The sequence below is a fragment of the Xanthobacteraceae bacterium genome (assembly GCA_019454205.1).
Classification (GTDB): Bacteria; Pseudomonadota; Alphaproteobacteria; order Rhizobiales; family Xanthobacteraceae.
The window spans coordinates 2341425-2366030 of sequence record CP075369.1 but is presented as its reverse complement, the minus strand read 5'-3'; the positions used below and the strand labels follow the sequence as shown (position 1 = coordinate 2366030).

25 protein-coding genes and 1 tRNA gene are annotated in these 24606 nt (G+C 63.5%); 14 read left to right on the top strand and 12 right to left on the bottom strand.

What is annotated here, in order from left to right; genetic code table 11:
* Nucleotide 1: 1 nt before the first annotated feature.
* From KF794_11905 to mnmA, 4 genes are all read right to left on the bottom strand, one after another.
* On the bottom strand, nucleotides 2-1342 hold the full coding sequence (locus KF794_11905; protein QYK44467.1) for a hypothetical protein: 1341 nt from the start codon (nucleotides 1340-1342) through the stop codon (nucleotides 2-4).
* A gap of 53 nt (nucleotides 1343-1395) precedes the next feature.
* A tRNA-Met gene (locus KF794_11900) sits at nucleotides 1396-1472 on the bottom strand.
* A gap of 83 nt (nucleotides 1473-1555) precedes the next feature.
* On the bottom strand, nucleotides 1556-2218 hold the full coding sequence (locus KF794_11895; protein ID QYK46692.1) for a class I SAM-dependent methyltransferase: 663 nt from the start codon (nucleotides 2216-2218) through the stop codon (nucleotides 1556-1558).
* Between the two features lie 46 nt (nucleotides 2219-2264).
* Complete coding sequence (gene mnmA, locus KF794_11890; GenBank protein QYK44466.1) at nucleotides 2265-3455, bottom strand: tRNA 2-thiouridine(34) synthase MnmA; 1191 nt, start codon at nucleotides 3453-3455, stop codon at nucleotides 2265-2267.
* 203 nt (nucleotides 3456-3658) lie between these two features.
* Between mnmA and KF794_11885 the strand changes: the two genes are divergently transcribed.
* The 3 genes from KF794_11885 to KF794_11875 all read left to right on the top strand — a co-directional run bounded on the left by KF794_11885 (nucleotide 3659) and on the right by KF794_11875 (nucleotide 6198).
* On the top strand, nucleotides 3659-5086 hold the full coding sequence (locus KF794_11885) for a flagellar hook-length control protein FliK (GenBank protein QYK44465.1): 1428 nt from the start codon (nucleotides 3659-3661) through the stop codon (nucleotides 5084-5086).
* A gap of 3 nt (nucleotides 5087-5089) precedes the next feature.
* Nucleotides 5090-5770, top strand: a complete 681-nt coding sequence (locus KF794_11880; protein ID QYK46691.1) for a flagellar hook assembly protein FlgD — start codon at nucleotides 5090-5092, stop codon at nucleotides 5768-5770.
* 152 nt (nucleotides 5771-5922) lie between these two features.
* The gene (locus tag KF794_11875) at nucleotides 5923-6198 is read left to right on the top strand and encodes a DUF1153 domain-containing protein (GenBank protein QYK44464.1); all 276 of its coding nucleotides are present in this window, start codon (nucleotides 5923-5925) and stop codon (nucleotides 6196-6198) included.
* 12 nt (nucleotides 6199-6210) lie between these two features.
* On the opposite strand, the gene KF794_11870 is transcribed toward KF794_11875, so the two are convergent.
* Nucleotides 6211-7056 (bottom strand): EamA family transporter, encoded by an 846-nt coding sequence (locus tag KF794_11870; GenBank protein QYK44463.1) that lies wholly within the window; start codon nucleotides 7054-7056, stop codon nucleotides 6211-6213.
* A 117-nt stretch (nucleotides 7057-7173) separates the two neighbouring features.
* Here KF794_11870 and KF794_11865 point away from each other — a divergent pair, with 117 nt between their 5' ends.
* Together KF794_11865 and KF794_11860 are read left to right on the top strand one after the other, a co-directional pair.
* Nucleotides 7174-7950, top strand: a complete 777-nt coding sequence (locus KF794_11865) for a TIM barrel protein (GenBank protein QYK44462.1) — start codon at nucleotides 7174-7176, stop codon at nucleotides 7948-7950.
* A 43-nt stretch (nucleotides 7951-7993) separates the two neighbouring features.
* Nucleotides 7994-8548, top strand: a complete 555-nt coding sequence (locus KF794_11860) for a hypothetical protein (protein QYK44461.1) — start codon at nucleotides 7994-7996, stop codon at nucleotides 8546-8548.
* Here the strand turns inward: KF794_11860 and KF794_11855 are convergent.
* Nucleotides 8529-9446: a metallophosphoesterase gene (locus KF794_11855; protein ID QYK44460.1), complete on the bottom strand. Its 918-nt coding sequence runs from the start codon at nucleotides 9444-9446 to the stop codon at nucleotides 8529-8531. The two genes, KF794_11860 and KF794_11855, sit on opposite strands and share 20 nt — an antisense overlap.
* Nucleotides 9447-9501: 55 nt before the next feature.
* On the opposite strand from KF794_11855, the gene KF794_11850 reads away from it, so the two are divergent.
* Together KF794_11850 and KF794_11845 are read left to right on the top strand one after the other, a co-directional pair.
* On the top strand, nucleotides 9502-9945 hold the full coding sequence (locus KF794_11850) for an NUDIX domain-containing protein (protein ID QYK44459.1): 444 nt from the start codon (nucleotides 9502-9504) through the stop codon (nucleotides 9943-9945).
* Nucleotides 9946-10005: 60 nt separating this feature from the next.
* On the top strand, nucleotides 10006-10512 hold the full coding sequence (locus KF794_11845; GenBank protein QYK44458.1) for an N-acetyltransferase: 507 nt from the start codon (nucleotides 10006-10008) through the stop codon (nucleotides 10510-10512).
* 17 nt (nucleotides 10513-10529) lie between these two features.
* Here KF794_11845 and KF794_11840 read toward each other — a convergent pair whose 3' ends face one another.
* Genes KF794_11840 through KF794_11825 form a run of 4 tightly spaced genes read right to left on the bottom strand, consistent with a single transcriptional unit; the run spans nucleotide 10530 to nucleotide 17380 of the window.
* On the bottom strand, nucleotides 10530-12590 hold the full coding sequence (locus KF794_11840; protein QYK44457.1) for a hypothetical protein: 2061 nt from the start codon (nucleotides 12588-12590) through the stop codon (nucleotides 10530-10532).
* 4 nt (nucleotides 12591-12594) lie between these two features.
* Nucleotides 12595-15423: a DUF4159 domain-containing protein gene (locus KF794_11835; GenBank protein ID QYK44456.1), complete on the bottom strand. Its 2829-nt coding sequence runs from the start codon at nucleotides 15421-15423 to the stop codon at nucleotides 12595-12597.
* Nucleotides 15420-16385 (bottom strand): DUF58 domain-containing protein, encoded by a 966-nt coding sequence (locus tag KF794_11830; GenBank protein ID QYK44455.1) that lies wholly within the window; start codon nucleotides 16383-16385, stop codon nucleotides 15420-15422. Before KF794_11830 ends, KF794_11835 begins: the two co-directional genes overlap by 4 nt.
* Nucleotides 16382-17380 (bottom strand): MoxR family ATPase, encoded by a 999-nt coding sequence (locus tag KF794_11825; GenBank protein QYK44454.1) that lies wholly within the window; start codon nucleotides 17378-17380, stop codon nucleotides 16382-16384. Before KF794_11825 ends, KF794_11830 begins: the two co-directional genes overlap by 4 nt.
* A gap of 211 nt (nucleotides 17381-17591) precedes the next feature.
* Between KF794_11825 and KF794_11820 the strand changes: the two genes are divergently transcribed.
* The 5 genes from KF794_11820 (at nucleotide 17592) to KF794_11800 (ending at nucleotide 20999) form a co-directional block, all read left to right on the top strand.
* A complete protein-coding gene (locus tag KF794_11820) occupies nucleotides 17592-18206 on the top strand; it encodes a DUF1285 domain-containing protein (GenBank protein ID QYK44453.1) in 615 nt (204 codons plus the stop codon).
* Nucleotides 18207-18875, top strand: coding sequence for a CoA pyrophosphatase (locus KF794_11815; protein ID QYK44452.1), 669 nt, complete (start codon nucleotides 18207-18209; stop codon nucleotides 18873-18875).
* Nucleotides 18875-19141, top strand: coding sequence for a hypothetical protein (locus tag KF794_11810; protein ID QYK44451.1), 267 nt, complete (start codon nucleotides 18875-18877; stop codon nucleotides 19139-19141). Before KF794_11815 ends, KF794_11810 begins: the two co-directional genes overlap by 1 nt.
* Nucleotides 19138-20385: a CCA tRNA nucleotidyltransferase gene (locus KF794_11805; GenBank protein QYK44450.1), complete on the top strand. Its 1248-nt coding sequence runs from the start codon at nucleotides 19138-19140 to the stop codon at nucleotides 20383-20385. The genes KF794_11810 and KF794_11805 overlap by 4 nt, the downstream gene beginning before the upstream one ends.
* 107 nt (nucleotides 20386-20492) lie before the next feature.
* Nucleotides 20493-20999: a DM13 domain-containing protein gene (locus tag KF794_11800; GenBank protein ID QYK44449.1), complete on the top strand. Its 507-nt coding sequence runs from the start codon at nucleotides 20493-20495 to the stop codon at nucleotides 20997-20999.
* Nucleotides 21000-21153: 154 nt separating this feature from the next.
* Here the strand turns inward: KF794_11800 and hemF are convergent, their stop codons facing one another.
* Nucleotides 21154-22029, bottom strand: coding sequence for an oxygen-dependent coproporphyrinogen oxidase (gene hemF, locus KF794_11795; GenBank protein ID QYK44448.1), 876 nt, complete (start codon nucleotides 22027-22029; stop codon nucleotides 21154-21156).
* Nucleotides 22022-22483: a tRNA (cytidine(34)-2'-O)-methyltransferase gene (locus tag KF794_11790; GenBank protein QYK44447.1), complete on the bottom strand. Its 462-nt coding sequence runs from the start codon at nucleotides 22481-22483 to the stop codon at nucleotides 22022-22024. Before KF794_11790 ends, hemF begins: the two co-directional genes overlap by 8 nt.
* Nucleotides 22484-22794: 311 nt before the next feature.
* Here KF794_11790 and petA point away from each other — a divergent pair, with 311 nt between their 5' ends.
* Together petA and KF794_11780 are read left to right on the top strand one after the other, a co-directional pair.
* Nucleotides 22795-23310: a ubiquinol-cytochrome c reductase iron-sulfur subunit gene (gene petA, locus KF794_11785; protein QYK46690.1), complete on the top strand. Its 516-nt coding sequence runs from the start codon at nucleotides 22795-22797 to the stop codon at nucleotides 23308-23310.
* A 31-nt stretch (nucleotides 23311-23341) separates the two neighbouring features.
* Entirely contained in the window at nucleotides 23342-24604 is a 1263-nt protein-coding gene (locus KF794_11780) for a cytochrome b/b6 (GenBank protein ID QYK44446.1), read from the top strand.
* Nucleotides 24605-24606 lie beyond the last annotated feature (2 nt).

The following is a 24606-nucleotide window of genomic DNA, read 5'->3' as shown; positions in this document are numbered from 1 at the left end:
CTCACTGAATCAATTTTCCGGCAATGAATATCCCGTTGCACAAAATCAGCGCCAGCGCGAAGGCACCTAGCAAAAGCTGTTTTCGTGGCAGTTGGGATAGGGCGAACGGAATACACAACAGCAAAAGGTTCGCGAGGCTTGCCGAATTGCTGAACAACATGCCTTCCAGCGGGTGAATGAAATAAAAGAAAGAACAACGAAGCAAAACATAGGCCGCGACCGCGATCAGGCAGATGGCCACATCCTTCGGCAACATGCGCCGCCACAGTGCCCAAAGCGTTCCAGCAAGAATGAAGAGAAAAAGAACGACAACCGCTGTTTGCGCAGGGAATCGAAGATAATTGCCGAGCGCCGGTTCGAAGTAGAACGGGTGCATCGGCCACTTATTGAACATGTAGTCGGCCACCGGCGCGGGCGCGGCGATATTGAAGAAGAAGAAATTGATCAAATAGATGTGCAGGTTCGCGATGCTGTATTCGTGGATGAGATAATAAAAGAACATGCTGAAGTGCGATGCGTTCTCCGGATTCTCGGTCGGCGCAGCGATAATTCCGTTGACGACCACTTCCAGAAAAAACAGCGTTGCGGGAACGGTCAGCGCGTGGAGGAAAATCCAGCGCCCCTTTCGCAGGTCGAAACCGTTCCGCATCAGAAAATCAGCGGCCGGTATGATGACCAGAAATCCGGCAACAATTTCGTTGAGACATGCGGCCAGCAGTGCGGCGGTCAGCAGGAGGATTCCGCGCCGGGTCCAGCGATCGCGCTGGTGAAGGTAGATCGCGATATAGAGCGATGCGAGCGTCGCGGAAAGAATCTTGGATTCCTCAATGCTCGCGAAATACCAGATGCCCAGACTGGCGGCGTAGACGATGCCGAGGATGGCGACATGCTTGCGCGGCGCGAGCGCGGCGAAAGCGGAAAGTGCTGCCCAGACACCGAGTGCTCCGATCAGCGCGTACAGCGCGCGGTGCAGATATTCCAGTTCCAGCCACAACGCGAGCGGCTTGGTCAACGCCATCCACGTCAATGACAGTATGATTGTCAGCAGATGTAGGCGCACATTGCGCGGATTGACCCCGCCTTCGGCCAGCGGCCAGTAGTCGAGCGTGTCGGCACCAAAATGAATCGTGCCTTGCCGTGCATCGAGCAGGAAGGAAGAAGCCCAGTAGACCGCGAAGGCGCCTGTGCAGATCGCCGCAAGTAGCAAAGGGTGAACAGGAAAGAGCGCTCCGCCGGGTTCACCGGCGTGAAGTGCTTTCGAGCCGGTCTCGTTGTTCCGTGCGGTACGATTGAGCATTCCGGCGAGTATGCGAAAGCGGCGTTCGCCGCGCAAAGCCCGCACGCGTAATTTTCCGGAAGATTATCGGCGGTCCGTGCCTGCGTTTATGAGGAAATTGGTAGCGGGGGAGGGACTCGAACCCCCGACCCCAGGATTATGATTCCCGTGCTCTAACCAGCTGAGCTACCCCGCCGCCTGTATTTCCCAGCGACAAGCTACCGTTTGGGAGCGCGGGATATGAAACCCTCGCCCCGATCTGTCAAGGATGAGCGGTGTTCAGGCGTTGACCGCGGCGTTCTGCGGAGCTGCCGCGGTGTCGCGCGTGAAACGAAGCAGCGTGAATACGCCGAACGGCGGCACGGTACGGCGCTCGACGAGGCGCACGCCGCCATGTTTCGCGGCCCAGTCGGAGAGCCGCGCGAAGGGGAACTCCGGCGTCCAGCCCAGCTTGCGGGCGTGACGCGAGAACCAGCGTTCGAAACTCGCGCGCAGGCCGCGCTCGGCCCCGATGTGATTGACCAGCACGATTTCTCCGCCCGGCTTCAGCACGCGGGCGAATTCGTCGAGGGTCTTTTCCGGCTGTGGGACCGTGGTGATAACGAACTGCGCGACCACGCAATCGAAGGATGCGTCGGCGAAAGCCAGATTGGCGCCGTCCATGACGGTCAAACCCTTCACGTTGGTCAACTTCTCACGGACCACGCGCTCTTTCGCCTTGCGCAGCATCGGTTCGGAAATATCGACGCCGATCACGTCATGCGATTTGTCGAAGTACGGCAGTTCAAGTCCGGTGCCGACGCCGACATTCAGGATGCGGCCGCCGATGCGCGTCGCCGCGTTGGTCGCGGTGCGGCGGCCCATGTCGAGTAGCGGACCGAATACGAGATCGTAGACCGGCGCCCAGCGCGCGTAGGCCTTCTCGATGGTCGCGCGATCCATGACCGGGATTGCGGTTTCGGATTTCTCTTTTGTCATTGCCCAGCCTTCAAACTGCCATCGCAGGGGCGGCCTTACCGGCCGATATATTCACCGGACTGGCCTGCATCGGCAAGGCCGTGGCGATCACGCCGCCGCCAAGCACGCGCCCTTGTGCGTCGCCGCTGTCATAGAAAACGCAAGCCTGACCGGGTGCGACGCCTTCTTCGCCATTGCGAAATTCGATTGCGTACCCATCGGTATCGTTGCGAAGCATGGCTGCAACCGGCGTGCGCGTGGAGCGCACCCGCGCGAAAATCTCAACGTGGTCTTTCGCGAATTCCTCGGCCGTCCGCTCATGCAGCCAGTTGACCGCGCGCAGTTTCGCACCGCGCGCGAAGAGCGCGCTGCGCGGTCCGACGACGATGCGCCGCGCAGGCGCGTCGATCTTCACGACGAACAACGGCTCGCCTTCGGCGATATTGAGGCCGCGGCGCTGGCCGACGGTGTAGTTCACGATGCCCTTATGCGTTCCGAGAACGCGGCCGTCGATGTGTACGATCTCGCCGGGTTCGGCGGCGTCCGGCTTCAACCGGTCGATGATCGTGGTGTAACGGCCGGACGGCACGAAACAGATGTCCTGGCTGTCCGGCTTGTGCGCGACGATCAGGCCGAGTTCTTCCGCGATTGCGCGCACCTGTGGCTTCGCGAGACTGCCGAGCGGAAAACGCAGATAGTCGAGCTGCTCCTGCGTGGTGGCATAGAGGAAATAGCTCTGGTCGCGGTCGGCGTCGTGCGCGCGAAACATGGCGCGTCGGCCATCGGCGCGCTTGCGGCTCGCAATGTAATGGCCGGTGACCAGCGCCGCGCCGCCGAGGTCGCGCGCGGTCGCAAGCAGGTCGGTGAACTTGACGGTCTGGTTGCAAGAGATGCACGGCACGGGTGTTTCGCCGCGCGCATAAGAGTCCGCGAAGGGCTGGATCACCTGCTCGCGGAAGCGCGTCTCGTAGTCGAGCACGAAATGCGGAATGCCGATCTTCGCGGCCACCGTGCGCGCGTCATGGATGTCGGAACCGGCGCAGCACGCGCCCTTCCGCTTCGTCGCTTCGGCGTGGTTGTAGAGCTGGAGCGTGACGCCCACCACGTCATAGCCCGCGCGCTTGGCCAGCGCGGCGGCGACCGAAGAATCCACGCCGCCCGACATCGCCACGACGATGCGGGTGTTCTCCGGGCGGCCTTCGATCTCGAAATGCGGGTTCATGGCGGCGGTTATAGGATGGTGCGGGCGCTTGGCAATAACGGCAGGGGAACAGGCGGCAAAAGCTGCCGGGAGGGAGGATTTTTCCCGGTCCCGTGTTTGGCCGTCTTCGAAGAAAAGCCAGCAATTTTAGGCATTTCTGCGGTTCCCGAACTGGCCCGCCGCTTGCTGCACTACTTGGAGACCGATCCTGACCCGAGGGTGCTGTGCCGAGCGTAAATCCCGTCTCTTCTTCGTCTTCCGATGTCCGCTTTTCGACGCAGGCCGGAAGCGCGCAAAACCAGACCGACAGCGATCCTTTTTCGCTGCTGCTGAATGCCGTGACGGACGGGAATGTCTCGGCAGGCGAAACCACGCCGCCGCAATCCAGGCAGGCCGCGCGAGACGACGTGCCGGTTCAGCAGAACCGGCGTGACAATTCCGATCGTCCGGCGAAACAGAATTCCGAGAAGGCCGACAAGCCGGAGGCGAGCGCGAAGGACACGCGGCCGGTAAAACCCGAAGCGGATGCCGCTGCCGAAGACGACAACGGCGATGACGAGCATGACGACACGGCCACTGCCGCCATCGACGCCGCGCTGCTCGCCGCGTTGAACGCGACACAGGGCGAGCAGCCGCAGGCGGCTCCCTCCGTTGGTGACGCGGTGGCTACCGTTAAACTGACGGTCAATGTTGAAGCCGCAGTCATGGCACAGACCATGGTGCCCGCAGTTGCAGAGGCCGCGGGCGATCTCTCCGTGGAGCTTCAGGCCGCGCAAAACTTGCAAGCGCAGACAGACGGTAAGGCTGCCAAGCCTTCGCAGGCGATTGGCAGCGCTGCGTTCGCCGCAGAAGTCGAAGCTATCGCGAAGCCCGAAGCTCCGATTGCGCAAGGCGTCGCAAACAACACAGACAAACAGGCGAAGCCGGTTTCGTCGAATACAAACGTGAATGCGCACTTGCAGGTGCAGCAGCTTCAGCCGGGTAGCGTGAACGTCACGGCGGCGACGCCCTTGGCGCACGCCCTGCCTTCGCAACTGGAGGCATTGCAGGCCGCCATGGCGAAACATGTCCAGCTTTCGCTTGGCGTGGATACGGGCAGTCAGCCCGCCGACGGCGCGGCGAAGTCCGTTGCGCAAGCAAATACGGGTGTGCCGGCCTTCGCCGTGCTTACGCCTGCGACGCCGATGGCCGATGTGCGCGTGCAGGCGCAGGCCGAAACGGCGCGGCCGGTGCCGCTGGAAAATCTCGCCGTCGAGATAGCGACCCGCGCCAAGAACGGCGAGCGGCGCTTCGACATTCGGCTCGATCCGCCGGAACTCGGCCGTATCGACGTGCGTCTTGAGATCGACTCCAAGGGCAACACCTCGACCAAGCTGATCGTGGAGCGTTCGGAAACGCTCGACATGCTTCAGCGCGATGCGCGCGGGCTGGAAAAAGCCTTGCAGAATGCCGGCCTGAAAACCGACGCCGGCGGTCTCGAATTCTCGCTGCGGCAGGACACGCAGGCGCAGCAGGGGCAGCACAATCACCCGACAGGCTTCCGCGACCGGCCGGACGCCGTACAGGCCAACGCCGAGGTCATGACGGAAGTGCAGATCAACAACGCCTCGCTGGCCGCGCAGATTCGCGGCGGCGTGGATATTCGAATCTAGGCGATCACGATGGCCGTCACCTCCGCCACTAGCGCAACCACCTCAACGACGGCCACCAGCCGCGCGACGATTGCGAATAATTTCGATACGTTCCTGCTGCTGCTGACCACGCAGCTCAAGAACCAGAATCCGCTCGATCCGCTGGATACCAACCAGTTCACGCAGCAACTCGTGCAGTTCGCGGGCGTGGAACAGCAGATCCGCACGAACGAGTCGCTCGAAGCGCTGGTGAACCTGAACAAGACCAGCCAGCTTTCGACCGCGATGAGTTATGTCGGCGCGACGGTGACGGCCGACGGCGCGACCAGCGCGCTCAAGTCCGGCGTTGCGACCTGGTATGTCACCGCGCCGCGCGCGGCTTCGGCGACCATCAATATCTCCGACTCGACCGGCAACGTGATCTTCACGCAAGAGACGACGATGGAGGCCGGCACCTCCAGCTTCAACTGGGACGGCAAGAAATCGGACGGCTCGACCGCGCCGGAAGGCCAGTACACGATCAAGATCAACGCCAAGGATGCGAACGGCCAGGGCGTCACCGTCTCCACCCAGTTCTCCGGCGTGGTGGATGCGGTCGACCTCTCCGGCGACCAGCCGCTCCTGATGATCGGCACGGCGCTGCTGTCGCTCGACAAGATCAAATCGGTACAGCGGCCCACCACCACGACCACCACCGGCAACTAAAAACCCTTATTTTACAGGGCTTTTCGCGCTGTTCCCGTTCCCTCGAATGTGAGCGGGGGCAATAACCTTTTGGAAACAACCTCTTAGGGAAATCTTTATGGCTAATGGCTAGGCTCCAACCCATCGAGTTGTGTGTGTTGTGAGTTTTTGTAATGACGGAAGCGCATCGCCCGCGGGTGAAGTATGTAATCGGACCCGACGGCAGTCCTTTGACGATTGCTGATCTTCCGCCGCCCTCGATGCGGCGCTGGGTCATTCGCCGCAAGGCCGAAGTAGTTGCGGCCGTGCGCGGCGGTCTGCTTTCGCTGGAAGAAGCGTGCACCCGCTATACGCTCACCGTCGAAGAATTCCTCAACTGGCAGGCGTCCATCGATAAACACGGTCTCGCCGGCCTGCGTACCACGCGCATTCAGCAATACCGGATGTAATCCGCAGGCCTTCTAGAAAGGCCAGCGTAACAATCCAATCCCCAAGACAATAAGCGCCAGCGCGGCCCAGCGTTTCGGGCCGAAGCTCTCGCCGAATAGCGCCGCGCCGAGGATTGCTGCGAACAGCACCGAGGTTTCGCGCAGCGCGGCGACGAGACCGATCGGCGCCTGCGTCATTACCCAGATCGCGATGCCGTAAGAGGCCAGCGCAAGTCCGCCGCCGATCATGGTGCGGATCCAGAAGCCGCTTTCCTGCGCCCGCAAAACCCCGCGATAGAATACGACTGCGATGATGGCCATCAGCGCGGCGGTTCCGGCCATCATCCATGTCACGTAAGACACAGCGTTTCCTGCGACCCGTCCGCCGTAGCCGTCGACCAGCGTATAGGCGACGACGACCGCGGCATTTGTGAATGCGAGGATCGCCGCGCGCTTCGTCAGGCCGCCGCGCAAAAGCGCATCCGCCGAGAGCGTCACCACGCCGGCCGCGATGGCGCCGACCGCAAGCCATCCGTTCAGCGCGAGATTTTCGCCGAGCCATACCGCGGCGAGGATCGCAGTGAAGGCCGGCGCGGACCCACGCGTCAGCGGGTAGGCGACGCCGAGATCGGCGTGGCGCAGCGCGTAGCCGACCAGCACGAAATAAAGCACGTGGATGATCGAGGAGAAGACGATCAGAGGCCATGCGGGCGCGAGCGGCAACGGCACGAAAAAGAGAATTGGCAGCGCCGCGATTCCGGCGCCAGTCGCGATCGCCCCGGAAGCGACTACCTTGTCCGGCTCCCATTTGATGAGGGCATTCCAGCTCGCATGCAGCAACGCGCCGAAAAGGACGGAAAAAACCAGGAAAGTGCTCAAGGGGAAGGCTCAAATTGAAGATTTTCTAAAGGAATAGCGGGCTTTGGGGCCATGCGCCAACCTGTCTTGCGCTTTTCATGCCCAGCCGCTTCGATAGGCGCGTTACAGGGGGTAACGATGTTTCGGTTTGCGGCGAACCTGAACACGCTGTTCGGGGAATACGCGTTTCGCGACCGTTTCGGCGCGGCACGGCGCGCGGGCTTCTCCGCGGTCGAGTTGCTGCACCCTTATGCCGAGCCGATCGAGACGATGAAGGACTGGCTCACGGCAAGCCGTGTCCATTGCGTGCTCATCAACAATCCGTTCGCGCCGCAAAGCAACGATTTCGGCACTGGGGCCGTTACGGGCAAGGAAGACGACTTCGCTTCGCGCATCGATCTCGCGCTGAGCTATGCCCGCGCGCTGGAAGTGCCCGCCGTGCATGTCATGGCAGGCGATGCCAAGCCGACCGACCGCAATACCGAGACCTTCATCAAGAATCTGCGTGCTGCGGGAAAGAGTGCGGCAGAACTCGGCATTACGCTGACTATCGAACCGCTGAACGCGCGCGACCGGCCGAAATATTTCCTGCGCTACACCGATCAGGCGGCGGAAATTATCCGTGCGGTTGGGCTGGATAACGTGAAGCTGCAATTCGACCTTTATCATGTGCAGATCACGGAGGGCGATCTCATCCGCCGGATTGAGCGGCTCTCGCCGATCATTGGTCATGTGCAGGTGGCCGGCGTTCCGTTCCGTGCGGAACCCGACGAAGGCGAAGTGAACCTTGCCATTGTGCTCGATGCGCTCTCCGCTTCCGGCTACGACGGTTATGTCGGCTGCGAATACAAGCCGCGCGGCAAGACGGAAGCAGGGCTGGGCTGGCTCGCGCCCTTCGCCCGCGCGGTCGCGTGACTCTCCCATGACAGGCCGTTAGTCTCCCCGGCGGGAGACGGACATGGACACCAAGAACAACGAGCAGGCGATGCCTGCGGCCACACCCCTGCGGCAGGCACTGCATGATGCGCGGGTCGAGGCGGCCGAGCGCTCGGCGGTCATCATCGAATTGCGCGACGCCGAGATGGCGCGGCTGCAATTGCTGAACGAGGCCATCGAGCCGGTGTTCAAGGACATTCCTGCGCAACATACCGAGTTCTTCGACCGCGGCGTCAGCGGCGGCACGGCTCCGCGGCTGTGGCTCGACGCGGTCACCCATGTCGCGATGGGACGCGACAAGCGCACCTATCGTCTGCTCACCGACACCGCGAACGGCCGCCGCATCCTCGAAGAGTCGGCGGAAGTCACGCCGATGCAGGAAGCGATCACCCGCTATGTTGCGCGCAAGCTGGTGCAGCGCGAACAGGCGCTGGCTGCCACCGAGGAGCCGCTCGAAAAAAACGAGAAGCAGCCTCCGCGTCGCAAGTCGGGAGTTGGCGCTGCATTTTTGCTCGGCGCGCTGTTCGGCGCGGCCGCGCTGATCGCCTTCGTCCTGCTTATGCCGGTATCGAACTGAACAGTTCGATGTTTGCGCGTTGCTGCACGCCCGAACCGTCGGGCGCGAAACCGTAGGACTCCACGGTGCAGCGCCATTCGCCCTGCCGTCCATCAATCCGGTACAGATTGTAGGCGCCGCCGCGCAGCGGATTGGCGGAAGGGTTCGATGCGGATGGCACGGCGATCACCGGCACCGCGCCATCAGGACCGTCAATTCGATTGATCGAAGCGCGGTGGATGTGGCCGTGCAGGACAAGTTCGGCCCCGTGCTTTGCAATCACGGCGCGGAAGGCGCCCGCATCGGTAAGCCTGTCATGGGGCGACTGCACGCCAGCAGGCGGGTGGTGAATCAGGATCACGCGAAAGCGATGCTCCGCTTTCAGTTTCTCAAGCAGGTGTTCGAGTTCGAGCAGTTGTGCCTTGCCGAGCTTGCCGGTGGCGAGAAACGGTGCGGTCGGGATCGCGGTGGAAAGGCCGATGACTGCGATCTGCTCGCGCCGCCGGACATAAGGAAACGGTGCGCCGCCGAGAGCGGTCTTCGACGCGTTTTCGTCGCCCGCGATATATTCCTTCCACATATCGAGATGCAGCATCGCGGTACCGCGGACATATGCGTCGTGATTGCCGGGCACCATCGAAACGCGGTCGCCGGGACCGAGGCTTTCGAGGAAGGTGCGCGCCGCTTCGTATTCGCCGGGCAAGCCGAGGTTCACAAGGTCGCCGGTCACGGCAAGATGATCGAAGCCGCGCGTGAGGAGATCGGCAACCAGCGTGTTCAGATAGCCGGTCTGGTGATGGACCGCGCGGCGTGCGCGCCAGTTGAAATAACCAACCGCCCGCTTCCCCATCAACTCGAAGAATCTCGGCCTCGGCATCGGCGAAAGATGGGGATCGGACAGATGGGCGAGGGTGAACATGGCGTCCTGTGTAACCGGGAATAGGCCAAGCGCAAACGCGCAAATATAATGCGGCATGATCCGGCGGCTGATTCACCTCTATTGGCGCTTTGCACGCGGCATGACGCTCGGCGTGCGCGGGGTGGTGCTGCGCGACAACGAGGTGCTGCTGGTACGTCACGGCTACACCAAGGGCTGGCATCTGCCGGGCGGGGGCGTCGAGCCGGACGAATCCTTTCTCGATGCGCTGCGCAGAGAACTGTTGGAAGAAGGCAACGTGCGGGTGACCGGCGAGCCTGTGCTTCACGGCATATTTCAGAATCGCAAGGCTTCGTTACGGGATCATGTCGCGGTCTATGCAGTGCGCGTGTTCGAATATGACGGGCCGCCCGTGCCGAATTTCGAAATCCGCGAATCGCGCTTCTTTCCGTTAACCGCATTGCCTCCTGACACGACACAGGCGACGCGCCGGCGCATTGACGAAATCGTTTCCGGCTTGCCCGCGCCCGCGCAATGGTGACGCGCATGGACCGCCTTGCCCTGCCGTGGTAATGCGGCGCGCACTTTCCGGCAGGCTTCCGTGGCAGACCTCTCGCTCAACATCGCTCCAGAGCAACCCGAAGACGACGCTGCGATCGAACGGCTCTCCGAGCGCACGTTCGGTCCGGGGCGCTTCGCGCGTTCGGCGTACCGGTTGCGCGAAGGCGCGGAGCACCGGCGCGACCTGTCCTATACCGCGCGCATCGGCACGCTGCTGGTCGGCTCGGTGCGGCTCACGCCCATTCGCATCGGCAAGGCGAATGCGCTTTTGCTCGGCCCGTTGACCGTGGAGCCGCCGTTCCGCAGCCGCGGTGTCGGACGAGCGCTGATGGAAGCCTCGATGAAAGCTGCCAGGGATGCCGGCGCGAAACTGGTTTTTCTTGTCGGCGACGAACCGTATTACGGCCGCATTGGATTTAAGAAAGTCGAGAAGGGCCGCGTGAAGATGCCGGGGCCGGTCGATCCGGAGCGCGTACTGATCGCCGAACTGACGCCCGGCGCGTTCGATGGTGTCGAAGGCGCGGTGCGTCCGTTCTACGAAGACTGATGGATTGAGCGCGCGGCTTAGCGGCCTTCGCGCGCCCATGCTGCGGAAATACCCGCCAGCAGAATCAGCAAGCCAGACAGGCCCGCGAATACCGGAAACAATCCGAGGCCGCGCACGACGCTCGCCTCGCGCTGCTTTACGCCGATCCAGTCCGGGCCGAAGTAGCGCTCGCCGGTGCGGATCGCGACCACGCGCGGCGCGTTGCCGGAAAGATCGGCGAGGCGGAGCACGCCGCCGCCGGTCGCGTTTGCGACTGGCAGCAAGACTTCGCGCGTGCTGGTCACTTCCATATATTCGCGCGGGTTGAGCGGGCCGACATTGACGAGCGCGGTGAGCTTGCCGTCGGTTGCGCGGAACAGGCCGAGTTCGCCGGCCGGAATCACGCCGCGGAAAATGCCGGGTTCGGCGCGGTCCAGCTTCACGATCTGCGTGCCGCCGGACGGCGCGGTGACCGTAACCGGTTCGGCACTGTCGCCCATCGTGCGGCGCTCGATCTGCAACTGATTGCCGCGCGCGAACATGACGAGACGTTCTTCTTCCAGTTCGGGCTGCTTCATCAGCCAGTGCGAAAGACGGCGCAGAAGATCGAGATGCGGGCCGCCGCCTTCGTAGCCGCGCGCCCATAGCCAGATGTGATCGGAGAGCAGCAATGCAACGCGCCCTTCGCCGTGCCGCGAGAGCACGAGCAATGGACTGTCGTTCGGGCCGTTCATGAGTGCGGTGCCTTGCGAGGTCTTCGCGTCGATGGCGCGGAACCAGCGGCTCCATTTCGGCGGCGTTGACTCCGAACCGGGCAGCGCGCGCGTCACCGGATGGCGCTTGCCGTCATCGGTGAGACCGGCGCGATAAGCGGCCTCCGTCACCGTGCCGGTCGGCGCGGCGGGGAGGATCGCTTCCAGCGGTGTGCGCCACACGGAATTGCGGCCCGCATAATCGGGACCGGCTGCGATCAGGAGCGCGCCGCCGGTGCGCACATATTCGACGATGTTGTCGAAGTAGATGAGCGGCAGCACGCCCTGCTGGGCGTAGCGGTCGAAGATGATGAGGTGGAATTCCTTGATCTTCTGCTGGAACAGTTCGCGGGTCGGGAAGGCGATCAGCGAAAGCTCCTGAATCGGCGTGCCGTCCTGCTTCTCCGGCGGGCGGAGAATGGTGAAGTGAACCAGATCGACGTTGGCGTCGGATTTCAGCAGGTTGCGCCAGGTGCGTTCGCCGGAATGGGGTTCGCCCGACACCAGCAATACGCGCAGCTTTTCGCGGACGCCTTCGACGGTGAGCGCGGCCTTGTTGTTCAGAAGCGTAAGCTCGCCATCGAGCGGCTCGGCCTCGATCTCGACGATGTTTGCACCCGGATGCGTGATCTCCACGGAAACCTGCTCGGTGTTTCCGGCAGTAACTACCGTGCGGTTTACGATCTCGCCGTCGCGGCGGATCACGATGTTCACGCGGCTGCCGCGGGCAATGCCTTCGTCCTCGATACGGAAACCGATCGCTTGCCGCTGGCCGACGATGCCGAAGCGCGGCGTTGAAGTGAGCGCCACGCGCCGGTCGCGCTCGCCTTCCACGCCGGTAATCAGTGCATGGACCGGAGCATCGAAGCCGAGATAGGCGGCGTTCGGCACGTCATGCACGCGGCCATCGGTGATCAGCACCGCGCCTGCGATGCGGTCCGGCGGTACATCGGACAGCATGGCGCTCAGTGCGCCAAACAGGCGCGTGCCATCGCCGTCGTTTTCGCCGCCCGCCTCGACAATGCGAAGTTCGAGGCCGGCGATGGTTGCAAGACGTTCGCGCAACGCGGCGAGCGCATTATCTGAGACCTTGGTGCGCTCGCCGAAACGCTGGCTTGCGCTGCGATCCACGACCACGGCGAATACGGACGTGAGCGGATCGCGGTCTTCGCGGGTCAGCGAGGGATTGGCGAGTGCGAGCGCACCCAGTGCAATCGCAAGTGCGCGGAAAAACGATCCGCGCGAGCGGGTAAGCAGCAACGCTCCCGCGACGAGCGCGCCCAATGCAATCGCTGCCGCGAGCAACGGCAACGGGGGCAAGGGTTCGAATGCGATGCCGAGGTTCATGGTGCTATTGCCCCAGACGCTCGAGCAGGGCAGGTACGTGCACCTGATCGGCCTTGTAGTTGCCGGTCAGCACGTACATCACGATGTTGACGCCGGTGCGGAATGCGAATTCGCGCTGGCGCGGCTCGCCGGGCGTGAGCGGCAGCATCGGCTGGCCATCCGGACCGAGCGCCCATGCGCCTGCGAGATCGTTCGACGTGATGATGAGCGGCGAGACGCCGTCGCCCGCGCGCGCGGGACGTTTGCCGTCGTCATCGTCATCGGGCTGCAACGCTTCGACCCACATGCTGCCTGTGGTGAAACGGCCCGGAAAATCGCGCAGCAGATAAAACGATTTGGTCAGCACATGATCACGCGGCACGGGCTCGAGTTCGGGGATGTCGAGCGAGGAAAGAATGTCGCGCAGCGTCTGGATCGCGGGAGATACGTCCCCACGCGGCGAGGAGATCGCAAGCGCGTCGCGGGTGTCGAACAGGATGGTGCCACCCTGTTTCATGTAGGCGTCGATGCGCGCCAGTGTTTCGGGTGAAGGCTTCGGCGCGCCGGGCACGATCGGCCAATACAGCATCGGGAAGAATGCCAGTTCGTCGCGCGAAATATCGACGCCGAGCGGCGTGCCGGGTTCGAGTGCGGTGCGCGTGGAGAGGAAGGTGGTGAGCGTCTCCAGTCCCGCGCGGCTCAGCATGTCGGTTTCGGCGTCGCCGGTAATCACATAGGCAAGGCGCGTTTGCAGGCTGGCGCGCAACTCGAAGGTTTGCGTGGGGTCGTCTTTCTTCGGATTTTGCGGCTGCGCGAAGGCCGGGCTGGCGAGCGCGAGTGTCAGCAAGGCGAAGAGGGCGATCGCTGCCGTGGCCCGCTTGCGGGTGAGTTTGTTGATGCCGCCCGCCATCCACAACACGACCAGCGCGTCGAGCAGGAGCAGCAGGAACGCGCCGGAAAGCAGCGCTGCCCGCAGATCAACCGGCTCGCTGCGCCGGTAGACTTCGAACTTTGCTTTCAACTGCGAGAGATCAAGCCGCGCGATGCGTTCGCCCGGATTGAGCGTATTCACCGCCAGCATGCCGTCGGCGGGACCGTAGAAACCGGCAGGATGATCGATGTCGGCGGGACCCGCGAAGTCGGCGGGAACAGGCTTCACTTGCGGGCCGGGCGCGGTGAAAACACCGAAGCCGTCGAGCAGGCGGCTCGGCGCGAGCGTCTGCACGTTCGGATTTGCGGGCTGATTGGCATTGGCGGGCGCGGCCTGGTTCGCGGTACTACCGAGGCCGACGGTCCGGTGCAGCATTTCGACGAACGTGCCCGACAGCGGCAGGTTCGACCATGCGGTGTCTGCGGTCACATGAAACAGGATGATGATACCGCGTCCCCGCTTCTCGGCGGTGACAAGCGGCGTGCCGTCCGCGAGCGAAGCCCATGTGCGTTCGGCCAGCAGGCCATCCGGCTCCGCCAGCACCTGCCGCGTGACCAGAATGTCGCCGGGCACTGCGAGATCGGCGAAGGGACTGTCTTTCGAGAAGGTGCCGAGTTTCTGCGGTTGTTCCCATGAGAGCGAACCGCCAAGCACGCGGCCGCCACGGCGCAGCTTCACCGGAACGAGATCGTCGTCGGTCGCGCCTGCGAGGCGGCGGCCCGCGAAGCGGATCAGCACGCCGCCGTTCTCGATCCAGCGGATCAACCGATCGCGTGCTTCCGCGGGAATGGTGCCGACGTCGGAGAAGACCAGCACGGGCAACTGCTGCTCGATGAAGCGGGTGATCGCTTCCGAAGTGCCGGTGCCGTCGGCGAGCCGTACATCGGCAAACGGTCCAAGCGCGCGGGAGAGATAATAAGTCGGCGCGAGCAGCGGCTGGCTGGTGTCGATGGTGCCGCCCGCGACGACGCCGACCGTGCGCCGCCGCCAGCGCTTGTCGAGCAACTGGATCGCGCCGGCCGAACGCTCTCCGCTGATTTCGAGGCGGGCGATGTCGTTGCGGATTTCGACCGGCAGGTCGAACTTCGCTTCTGCTTCGAGCTTGTCGCCTTCAAAAGCGAAGGGCGCGTCGCCGAGCGGCAGGCCGCGCAGGTCGCGCGCGCGAACGACGCCGCGTTCCGGCGCAGTGTTGTCGGCACGCAGTATCTTCACGGTCAGCGCACCCGCCGAGTTATCGACATTGCCGAGCGCGAGCGGTCCGCGCTGGCCGCCGGTGACGACGGTGAGGCGATCCGCGCTCACGCGCGCGTTCAGCGTCGCGATGAAGTTGGCGCTGTCGGCGGAGTCGATGCCGTCGCTCAGCCAGATCACGGAAGCGTCGGGCTGGCGCGCGAGCAGCTCGATCAGGCCCGGAAGAACCTCGCCGCGCTTTGGCGAATGCGGCGCGGGGGCGAGCAGCTTCAGCGCTTCGCGTGCCTCGAACGGACGCAGCAGCGAAACGTTCTTCAGCGGCCGGCCGGTGGCGAGCAGCGCGATGGGGCGATTCTCGGCTTCCGCGCGCGCGATGATCGCGTTCGCGGTGTAGAGCCGGTTCTGCCACTGCGCGGCGGAAGCCCAGCCGGAGTCGACGATCAGCACGATCGGGCCGCTCGATTGCGTGGTCGCGGGGGGCGGATTGAGCAAAGGCCCGGCGGCGGCGAAGATCACGAGCGCCGCGAGAAACAGACGGAGCGCGGTCAGCCACCACGGCGTGCGCGCGGGCGTTTCTTCCTTCGGGTCGATTTCGAGCAGCAGGCGCGTCGGCGGGAAATGAATCCGGCGCGGGCGCGGCGGCACCAGCCGCAACAGGAACCACAGAAGCGGCAACGCGAGGAGCGCGAGGAGAAGATAAGGAGCGGTGAAGCCGACCGGCAAACCGATCATGCCGCCTCCCACTCGCCGAGTTTCGCGGTGACGCGCTTGCGCGACAGCACGTCGCGCGACTCGCCCATGCGCGCGTGGAGCGCGATCAGGAGTTCGCTCGCCGGACGGTCGGTGCGGTGGATCGCGAAACTCCAGCCGTGGCGCGATGTTTCTGCCGCGATGGCGGAGCGATGCAGCGTCACGCGCTTCAGGTAATCGCGCGCCCAGAGTTCGGCGCGGCCGACCATGAGGTTCGCGCCGGTTTCCGGTTCGCGGAAGTCGATGCGGCCGGCATAGGGGAAAGTCTCCTCGGCCGGGTCCACCACCTGCACCAGATGGCCGCCGCAGCCGCGCTTCGACATGTATTCGACCGAGGCGGTGATCTCTGCGGACGGATTCCAGAAGTCGCTGAGCAGAACGATTTCGTCGCGCGGGCCGGGAGTCACGGGCGGCGGCAGGCTTTGCCAGTCGCCGCTATGATGGATGATGGCTTCCGCCATGCGCTCGATCACGTTGCGGTTCGCGGTCGGACGCATCATGCCGGGAATGGCGACGCGCTCGCCGCCGCGCACAAGCAATTCGCCAAGCGCGAAAGCGAGTACCAGCGCGCGGTCGCGCTTCGTTTCCCACACCAGCGGCGAGGCGAACACCATCGAGGGCGACAGGTCGGGCCAGATCCAGACCGTGTGCGAGGCTTCCCACTCGCGCTCGCGGACATAAAGATGATCGTCGCGTGCGGAACGCCGCCAGTCGACGCGGGTTGCCGGTTCGCCGTCGTTGAAGCGGCGGTACTGCCAGAAATTTTCGCCCGGCCCCGCGCGGCGCCTGCCGTGCGTGCCGTGAAACACCGAGGCAGCGGCGCGTCGCGCTTCCAGAATCAATCGCGGCATCGCCGCGACGATTTGCTGTGCGCTTTGCGTCGCGCTCCTTACCGGAGCGACGTCGTCCTCGCGGATACCGGCTGCGCCGATGCCTTCGTTCATCCGACCTTTGCTTTCAGCTTCGCAATCACGCTTTCCACGGTCGCGCCATCGGCGCGTGCTGCGAAGGTGAGCGCCATGCGGTGCTTCAGCACCGGCTCGGCGAGTTCGAGCACGTCATCGACCGAAGGTGCGAGACGTCCGTCGAGCAATGCGCGCGCGCGAACCGCGAGCATCAGCGCCTGCGAAGCGCGCGGGCCGGGTCCCCATGCGATCTGCTTTGCGAGTTCGCCCGCGCCGTCCGGGCGCGCGGAGCGCACCAGATCGAGGATCGCTTCGACCACGGACTCGCCGACCGGGATGCGGCGCACGAGGCGTTGCGCCGCCATGAGGTCTTCTGCGCTCATCGCGGCGCGCGGCTTGGTTTCCTCGACGCCGGTGGTGTCGAACAGGATTTTCTTTTCCGCTTCGCGGTCGGGGTAGGTGACGTCGATTTCCATGAGGAAGCGGTCGAGCTGCGCTTCGGGCAGCGGATAGGTGCCTTCCTGCTCCAGCGGGTTCTGCGTCGCGAGTACATGGAACGGCTTGGGAAGATCGTAGCGGTTGCCTGCGACCGTCACATGATATTCCTGCATGGATTGCAGCAGCGCCGACTGCGTGCGCGGGGATGCGCGGTTGATTTCGTCGGCGAGCAGCAACTGCGCGAAGACCGGCCCCTGAATGAAGCGGAACGAGCGCTTGCCGGTCTGGCTTTCTTCCAGCACTTCCGCGCCGAGAATGTCGGAGGGCATCAGGTCGGGCGTGAACTGCACGCGGCGCGCGTTCAGGCCGAGCACGGTGCCCATCGTATCGACGAGCTTCGTTTTCGCGAGGCCGGGCACGCCGAGCAACAGCGCATGACCGCCCGCGAGCACGGTGATCATCGCGTGATCGACCACTTTCTCCTGGCCGAAGATGACCGCGCCGATGGCGGTGCGGGCGGCCTTCACGCTGGCCGCGGTGGTTTCCGCGGCACGGACAATCATCTGGTCGAAGTTTTCGGGGTTCGCGGGACTCAACGGCTCCTCCATCGGAGTGCGAGGGGCAGGAAGACTGAACCGGAGTTGTATTCGCAGCCTTCCGACTCACATATTCCAAGCATGTTCATGCAATTTCCATGCGCACGAAAGGCTGCGACTGGGTCGCAATCAAGGCGGTCCCAAAAGGCCTTTCAGGCGTTTAGGCTATGATGAAACCACGCTTTTTCGCGATCACAATCCGGGTAGGTTTATGACGGTGGACAGCGCCAATCCGGGAACAGCGCCGAAGGGGCTGGAATCCCTGATCGCGGCGGTCGGCAAGCAGCGCAAGCTGCCGCCGGTCCATCTCTGGAATCCGCCGTTTTGCGGCGACCTGGACATGCGGATTGCGGCGGACGGGACGTGGTTTTACCTCGGTACGCCTATCGGCCGTCCCGCGCTGGTGCGACTCTTTGCTTCGGTGCTGAAGCGGGAAGGCGATAAATATTTTCTCGTGACGCCGGTGGAAAAGGTCGGGATCAAGGTCGAGGACGCGCCGTTCCATGCGGTCGAGATGGCGGTGGAAGGCGAGGGTGCAAGCCGGACGCTGACGTTCCGCACCAATGTCGACGATCTGGTCCGCTGCGACCGGGAACACGCGCTGCGCTTCGAGCCGGAAGATGCGACCGGCGGGCTGAAGCCGTATCTCCATGTGCGAGCAAATCTCTGGGCGCGGGTAACGCGCGCCTTGTTTTTCGATCTGGTCGAGATGGGCGAAACCATCGGCGCGCAAGAGAGAGAACGAGGGAAAGAAATGTTCGGCATCTTTTCCGGCGGAGAATTTTTCCCGATGGCGCCGGCCGAAAGCATCGCGGGTTTGCGCTGAATGAACGAAGCCAATGTCCTGGAGGAAAAGTTTTCGCCGACGCTTCGCACTTTCGTCGCGCTGGCGCGAGAAAAACTCTATCGCGAACCGCAAATCGCAGACTCGTGGCAGCCGCGGGATTTCGTCAGCGGGGACCACAAGCTCAATCCGGAATTCGACGAGGCTCACATTTCCAAAGCGCCGCGCCCGGCCGCCGTGCTGGTTCCCATCGTAGCGCACGACGAGCCGACCGTGCTGCTCACGCAGCGCTCGCAACACCTGAGCACGCATGCGGGGCAGGTCGCGTTTCCCGGCGGGCGCATCGATCCGGGCGATGCTTCACCGCTGGCTGCGGCGCTGCGCGAAGCGGACGAGGAGATCGGGCTGCCCGCGCGGTTCGCGACCCCGCTCGGCTATCTCGATTCATATTTATCCGGCACCGGATTCCGCATCGTGCCGGTGGTGGCGCTGATCGAGCCGGGCTTCACGCTCAGGATCAACCCGGACGAAGTGGACGAGGCGTTCGAGGTGCCGCTGTCATTCCTGATGACACGGGAGAACCATGCGAAGCGCAGTGGCGTCTGGAAGGGCGTCGAGCGGCACTTCTACGCAATGCCCTTCGAACAGCGTAATATCTGGGGAGCAACCGCCGGCATGATCCGCAACCTTTACGAACGGCTTTACGAATAATGGCCCGTACCATCCTCACCGAAATCGCGTTGTTCTTCACGCCGTTCGCGCTCTATTTCATCGCGCTGTGGCTGACCAAGCGCGGTCCGCGCGACCGCGAGAACTGGCCCGCGAAGGTGGTGCTGTCGCTGGCCGGCGTCGGCATCGTCCTGATGGCGATCAGCCTGCTGTTCTTCTCGCATTACGGCGGCTACCGGCCGGGCGGCACCTATGTTCCCGCCTACATCGACAAGGATGGAAAGTTTCATCCGGGCGAAACGAAATGAGCGGCGCGGTTACGCGCAAACTTTCCGGTGAAGAGGGCGGGTGGCTGCGGGAAGAACCGCTCGCAAGACTGCTCGGCGCGCTGAACGGAAACGGCGAGGAGGCGCGTGTCGTCGGCGGCGCGGTGCGCAATACCCTGCTCGGCATGTCGCGCAACGAGATCGACGTCGCCACTACCTCCGAGCCGAAGGAAACCATCGCGCGCGTTACCGCTGCGGGCTTTCGCGCGGTGCCTACGGGCATCGAGCACGGCACGGTGACGGCGGTGCTCGACAAGCAGCCGTTCGAGGTGACCACGCTGCGCGAGGACATCGAAACCGACGGACGCCATGCGACGGTGCGTTTCGGCCGCGACTGGAAGAAAGACGCCGAGCGGCGCGACTTCACCATCAACGCCCTTTCCGTTTCGCCCGATGGTACTTTGTACGATTACTGCGGCGGTCTGGAAGACATCGCGGCGCGGCGCGTGCGCTTCATCGGCGACGCCGATACGCGGATCGCGGAAGATTATCTGCGGGTGCTGCGCTTCTTTCGCTTCTTCGCGGCCTACGGCGAGGGCGAGCCGGATGTGCAGGCGATGAATGCCTGCGCGCGGGCGCGCAACAACCTCGGCGCACTATCCGGCGAGCGTTTGCGCGCCGAAGTTCTGAAACTGCTCGCCGCAAAACGCGGGCCGGAGGCGATGGTTGCGATGGCGGACACCGGCGTGTTCGACCGCGTGTTCTCGAATGCATCTGCGCAGCATTCGCTGCTGCGCCTCTCGGACATCGAGGCTGCGCTGGAGATGGAGCGCGACCCGGTGCGCAGGCTTGCCGCCGTGGGCGTGCGCATCATCGAGGATGCGGATCGCCTGCGCGAGCGGCTGCGGCTTTCGAACAGCGAATACCGGCGGCTTACTTCCGTGGCCGATGGCTGGTGGCTTCTTTCGCCGGAGCGCGGCGAGGCATATGCGCGCGAGACGCTCTACCGTATCGGTACGGAGGCTTACCTGGACCGCGCATTGATTGCATTCGCGCATGCGGATGCCTCGCTCGCGGACGAGGGGTGGGGGGCGCTGCTGTCTCTTCCCGCGCGCTGGACGCCGCCGAAATTCCCGTTTTCCGCCGACGATTTTCTCGCGCGCGGCGTTGCGAAGGGGCCGGAACTCGGACGGGCGCTGGGGAAAGCGGAGACCGCATGGATTGCCGAGGGTTTCCCCGAAGATGCCAATGCGTTGAAACGCATTGCAGACTCCACGCGCGGCTGATTTCGCGGCGCACCTTCCCCGGTATCCGGCTCAAGCATTTGTCATCGAAACGTGGCTGGCGGGCGATTACGGCTCGGTTACACTCTCAGAAAGCATAGGAGATCGTGATGCGCCGTTTCCTGCGTGGCTTTCTGATTTTCGCGATTGGCGGCTTGCTCGGCGCCGGTGCCGGTTTCGGCGCGGGCATCTGGTTCTTCCCGTATCTTTTTCCGCCTCCCGTGGGCACCGATGTGATGACGCAGGAGGAGAAGGCGAAGCCGACCTTCGCGACCGGCACCTTCATCCATGCCGATCCGAGCGATCGCGTTCACTGGGGACGCGGCAACGTCACGGTACAGAAAGATCAGGTCTATCTGGAGCCGAACTTCGAAGTCGGTCCCGGCCCGGATTACCGCGTGCTGCTGGTGAAGAAGGCGAACATCAAGACGAAAGCGGAAGTGGTGGAAGCGATCCGCAACAAGCAGTTCGTCGAGATCAGCGGCCTGCGTTCGTTCAAGGGCGGGCAGCGTTACGCCGTGCCCGCGGGCGTGAATGTCGAGGAGTACCAGAGCGTCGTGATCTGGTGCTGGGCTTTCTCGCAGCTCATCTCACCGGCGACGCTGGAGCGGAAATAGTCAGTCCTCATCCTGAGGAGCGGGCGAAGCCAGCGTCTCGAAGGATGAGGTTTGGGTTTCATGGTTCGAGACGCAAAGCTGCGCTTTGCTCCTCACCATGAGGATGGTGGCGGTATCGCTCCTCCGCTTTCGTGGCAGCGACTACAGGATGCGCTTAAGGCCACTTCACCACGGGCGGCAGCGACGAGAGGATCGAGTTCACGTTGCCACCGGTCCTGAGGCCGAACACCGTGCCGCGGTCGTAGAGCAGGTTGAATTCGACATAGCGTCCGCGGCGCACGAGTTGTTCCTCGCGTTCCGCTTCACTCCACGGTTTCATGAAGTTGGCGCGGACGATCTTCGGATAGATATCGAGAAAGGCGCTGCCGACGTCTTTCGTGAAGGCGAAGTCCGCATCGCGGTTTCCGCTGTCCAGCCAGTCGTAGAAGATGCCGCCGATGCCGCGCGGCTCGTTGCGGTGCTTGAGAAAGAAATACTCGTCGCACCAGTTTTTCAGTTTCATGTAATCGGCGACAGCGGCGTGTTTCTCGCACGCCTCTTTCATCGCGGCGTGAAACGCAATCGTATCGGGGTCGGCCTGCGTGCGCCGCGCATTGAGCACCGGCGTCAGGTCCGCGCCGCCGCCGAACCATGCTTTCGCGGTCACGACATGGCGCGTGTTCATGTGAACCGTGGGGCAGTGCGGATTTTTCGGGTGCGCGATCAGCGAAATGCCGGACGCCCAGAAGCGCGGGTCTTCCTCCGCGCCCTTGATCTCTTTCCTGAACTCCGGCGCGAATTCGCCATGCACGGTGGAGATGTGAACGCCGGCTTTCTCGAACAGCCGCCCGGCGAGCATGGACATCTCGCCGCCGCCCCCCGGATTGCCGGAGTGATCGGTCCGCTCCCACGGCGTGCGCACGAACTTACCCGGCGCGCCTTCATATAAAGAGGATGGCGCTTCTTCTTCGAGTTGTTCGAAGGCGGCGCAAATCCTGTCGCGCAGCGAACGAAACCATGCGCGCGCAGGCTCCTTGAATGCCTCATTCATCGTTCAGCCTTCCGGTTTGACGCAGTGCTTCGCCCAAAACCATCGAAAGGGCTACCGCGATGTTGAGCGAGCGCAGGCCATCGCGCATCGGAATCCGCAGCGAAACATCAGCGCTCGCATGTACCCGGTCGGGAACCCCCGACGACTCGCGGCCCACCAGCAGGATGTCGCCATCCCGGAATGCGAAAGAGGGGTACGCCGTCTTCGCCCGCGTTGTGAGCAGGACCAGACGCCGGCCCTGCGCCTTCCGCCACTCCTCGAACGCGGCAAACGAGATGTGCCGCTCGATCTTCACGGCATCCAGATAGTCCAGTCCGGCGCGCCGGAACGCCCGGTCGCTGACCGGAAAGCCCGCCGGCTCGATGATGTGGACGGGCACGCCGAGGCAGGCCGCCATCCGCAGGATGGTCCCGGTGTTCTGGGGAATGTCCGGTTCGTAAAGCGCGATTTCCATTGGCCGTTCAATGGACTGACCTGTACCGGGAAGTATAGGGAAAACCGCCCATAACGACTCCGTGCCGCATGGCCGGATACTGGACAATATGGGGCTTCAATGTAATTAGAAGCGTTCAATTGGGGCGCCGGAATCGACGGAATTCTGCAGGCTTTGCAGCGTTTTTCGCTGCATCGTTCGCGCCGCGAGCAGGGGCCGCCGACCCACTTCGAAGGCCGGTCCGCGCCGCGGCGTCATGTCGAGTGACGGCGTTCCACGCGCAGGATCGAAAGGACCGAACCTTGGCCACGAAGAACAGCGGCGCAGCCACCATGCATGGTCCCGCGCCGACCCGCCGGGATTTCCTCTACATCGCGACCGGAGCCATGGGCGCAGTCGGTGCTGCCGCCGTCGCCTGGCCGCTGATCCACCAGATGAACCCCGACGCCTCGGTGCAGGCGCTCGCCTCCACGGAAGTCGATCTCACGCCCGTCGCGGAAGGCCAGATCATCACCGTGAAATGGCGCGGCAAGCCGGTTTTCATCGCCCACCGTACCAAGAAAGAAATCGAAGAGGCCCGTGCCACGCCGCTGCGCGACCTGCCGGATCCGGCGGCCGACGATACGCGCGTGAAGAAGGGCAAGGATCAGTGGCTGGTGCTGATCGGTGTCTGCACCCACCTCGGTTGCGTGCCGCTCGGTCATCAGGGCGACTATCAGGGTTTCTTCTGCCCCTGCCATGGCTCGCACTACGACACCTCCGGCCGTATCCGCAAAGGTCCGGCGCCGGCGAACCTTGAAGTCCCGCCGTACGAATTCACCTCCGACACCCAGATCCGCATCGGCTGATCCTTTTCGCGCACGAACGAAAGTTTGAAGAATGAGCGGTCCCTCCGATTTCCAGCCGAAGAACCCGATCCTGCAATGGACCGAGCGCCGTCTGCCCATCCTCGGGCTGATGCACTCTTCGTTCGTCGCCTACCCGACGCCGCGTAACCTGAATTACTGGTGGACGTTCGGCGGCATCCTCTCCGTGATGCTGGGCATCCAGATCATCACCGGCGTTATCCTCGCGATGCACTACACGCCGACGGTGGCGGGCGCCTTCGACTCGGTGCAGCACATCAAGCGCGACGTGAACTTCGGCTGGCTGATCCAGCCGATCCACGCCAACGGCGCGTCGATGTTCTTCGTCGCGGTCTACATCCATATTTTCCGCGGTATGTATTACGGCTCCTACAAGGAGCCGCGCGAGATCCTCTGGATCCTCGGCGTCATCATTTTCCTGCTGATGATGGCAACCGCGTTCATGGGCTACGTGCTGCCGTGGGGCCAGATGAGCTTCTGGGGCGCGACGGTCATCACGAACCTGTTCTCCGCCATTCCGGGCATTGGTCCGAAGATCGTCGAACTGCTCTGGGGCGGTTACTCGGTCGACCAGCCGACGCTGCAGCGCTTCTTCTCGCTGCACTACCTGCTGCCGTTCATGATCGCGGGCGTCGTGATCCTGCACGTCTGGGCGCTGCATGTCGTCGGCCAGAACAACCCGGCCGGTATTGACGTGAAGAGCGACCGCGACACGGTGCCGTTCACGCCCTACGCGACGGCGAAGGATAACTTCGCGATCGTCTGCTTCATGATCCTGTTCGCGTGGTTTGTGTTCTACGTTCCCGATTATCTCGGCCACGCCGACAACTACATCCCCGCTAACCCGCTGCAGACGCCGACGCACATCGTGCCGGAATGGTACTTCCTGCCGTTCTACGCCATCCTGCGCGCGATCCCGTCGAAGCTCGGCGGCGTGATCGCCATGTTCGGCTCGATCGCGGTCCTTGCGTTCCTGCCCTGGCTCGACAGCTCGAAGGTTCGTTCGGGCCGCTATCGCCCGCTGTTCCGCCAGTTCTTCTGGATTTTCGTCATCACCTGCATCGGTCTCGGCTGGCTCGGTTCGAAGCCCGCGGAAGGCATCTACGTCATCGCCTCGCGGCTGCTGACCGCCTACTACTTCGCCTACTTCCTGATCATCCTGCCGCTGCTGACGAGGTACGAGAAGACTTCGCCGCTGCCTGCTTCGATCGCGGAGTCCGTTCTGGGTAACCAGCCTATGGTGCCTTCCAAGGCCACCACGAAGCCGAATGCGTAAGG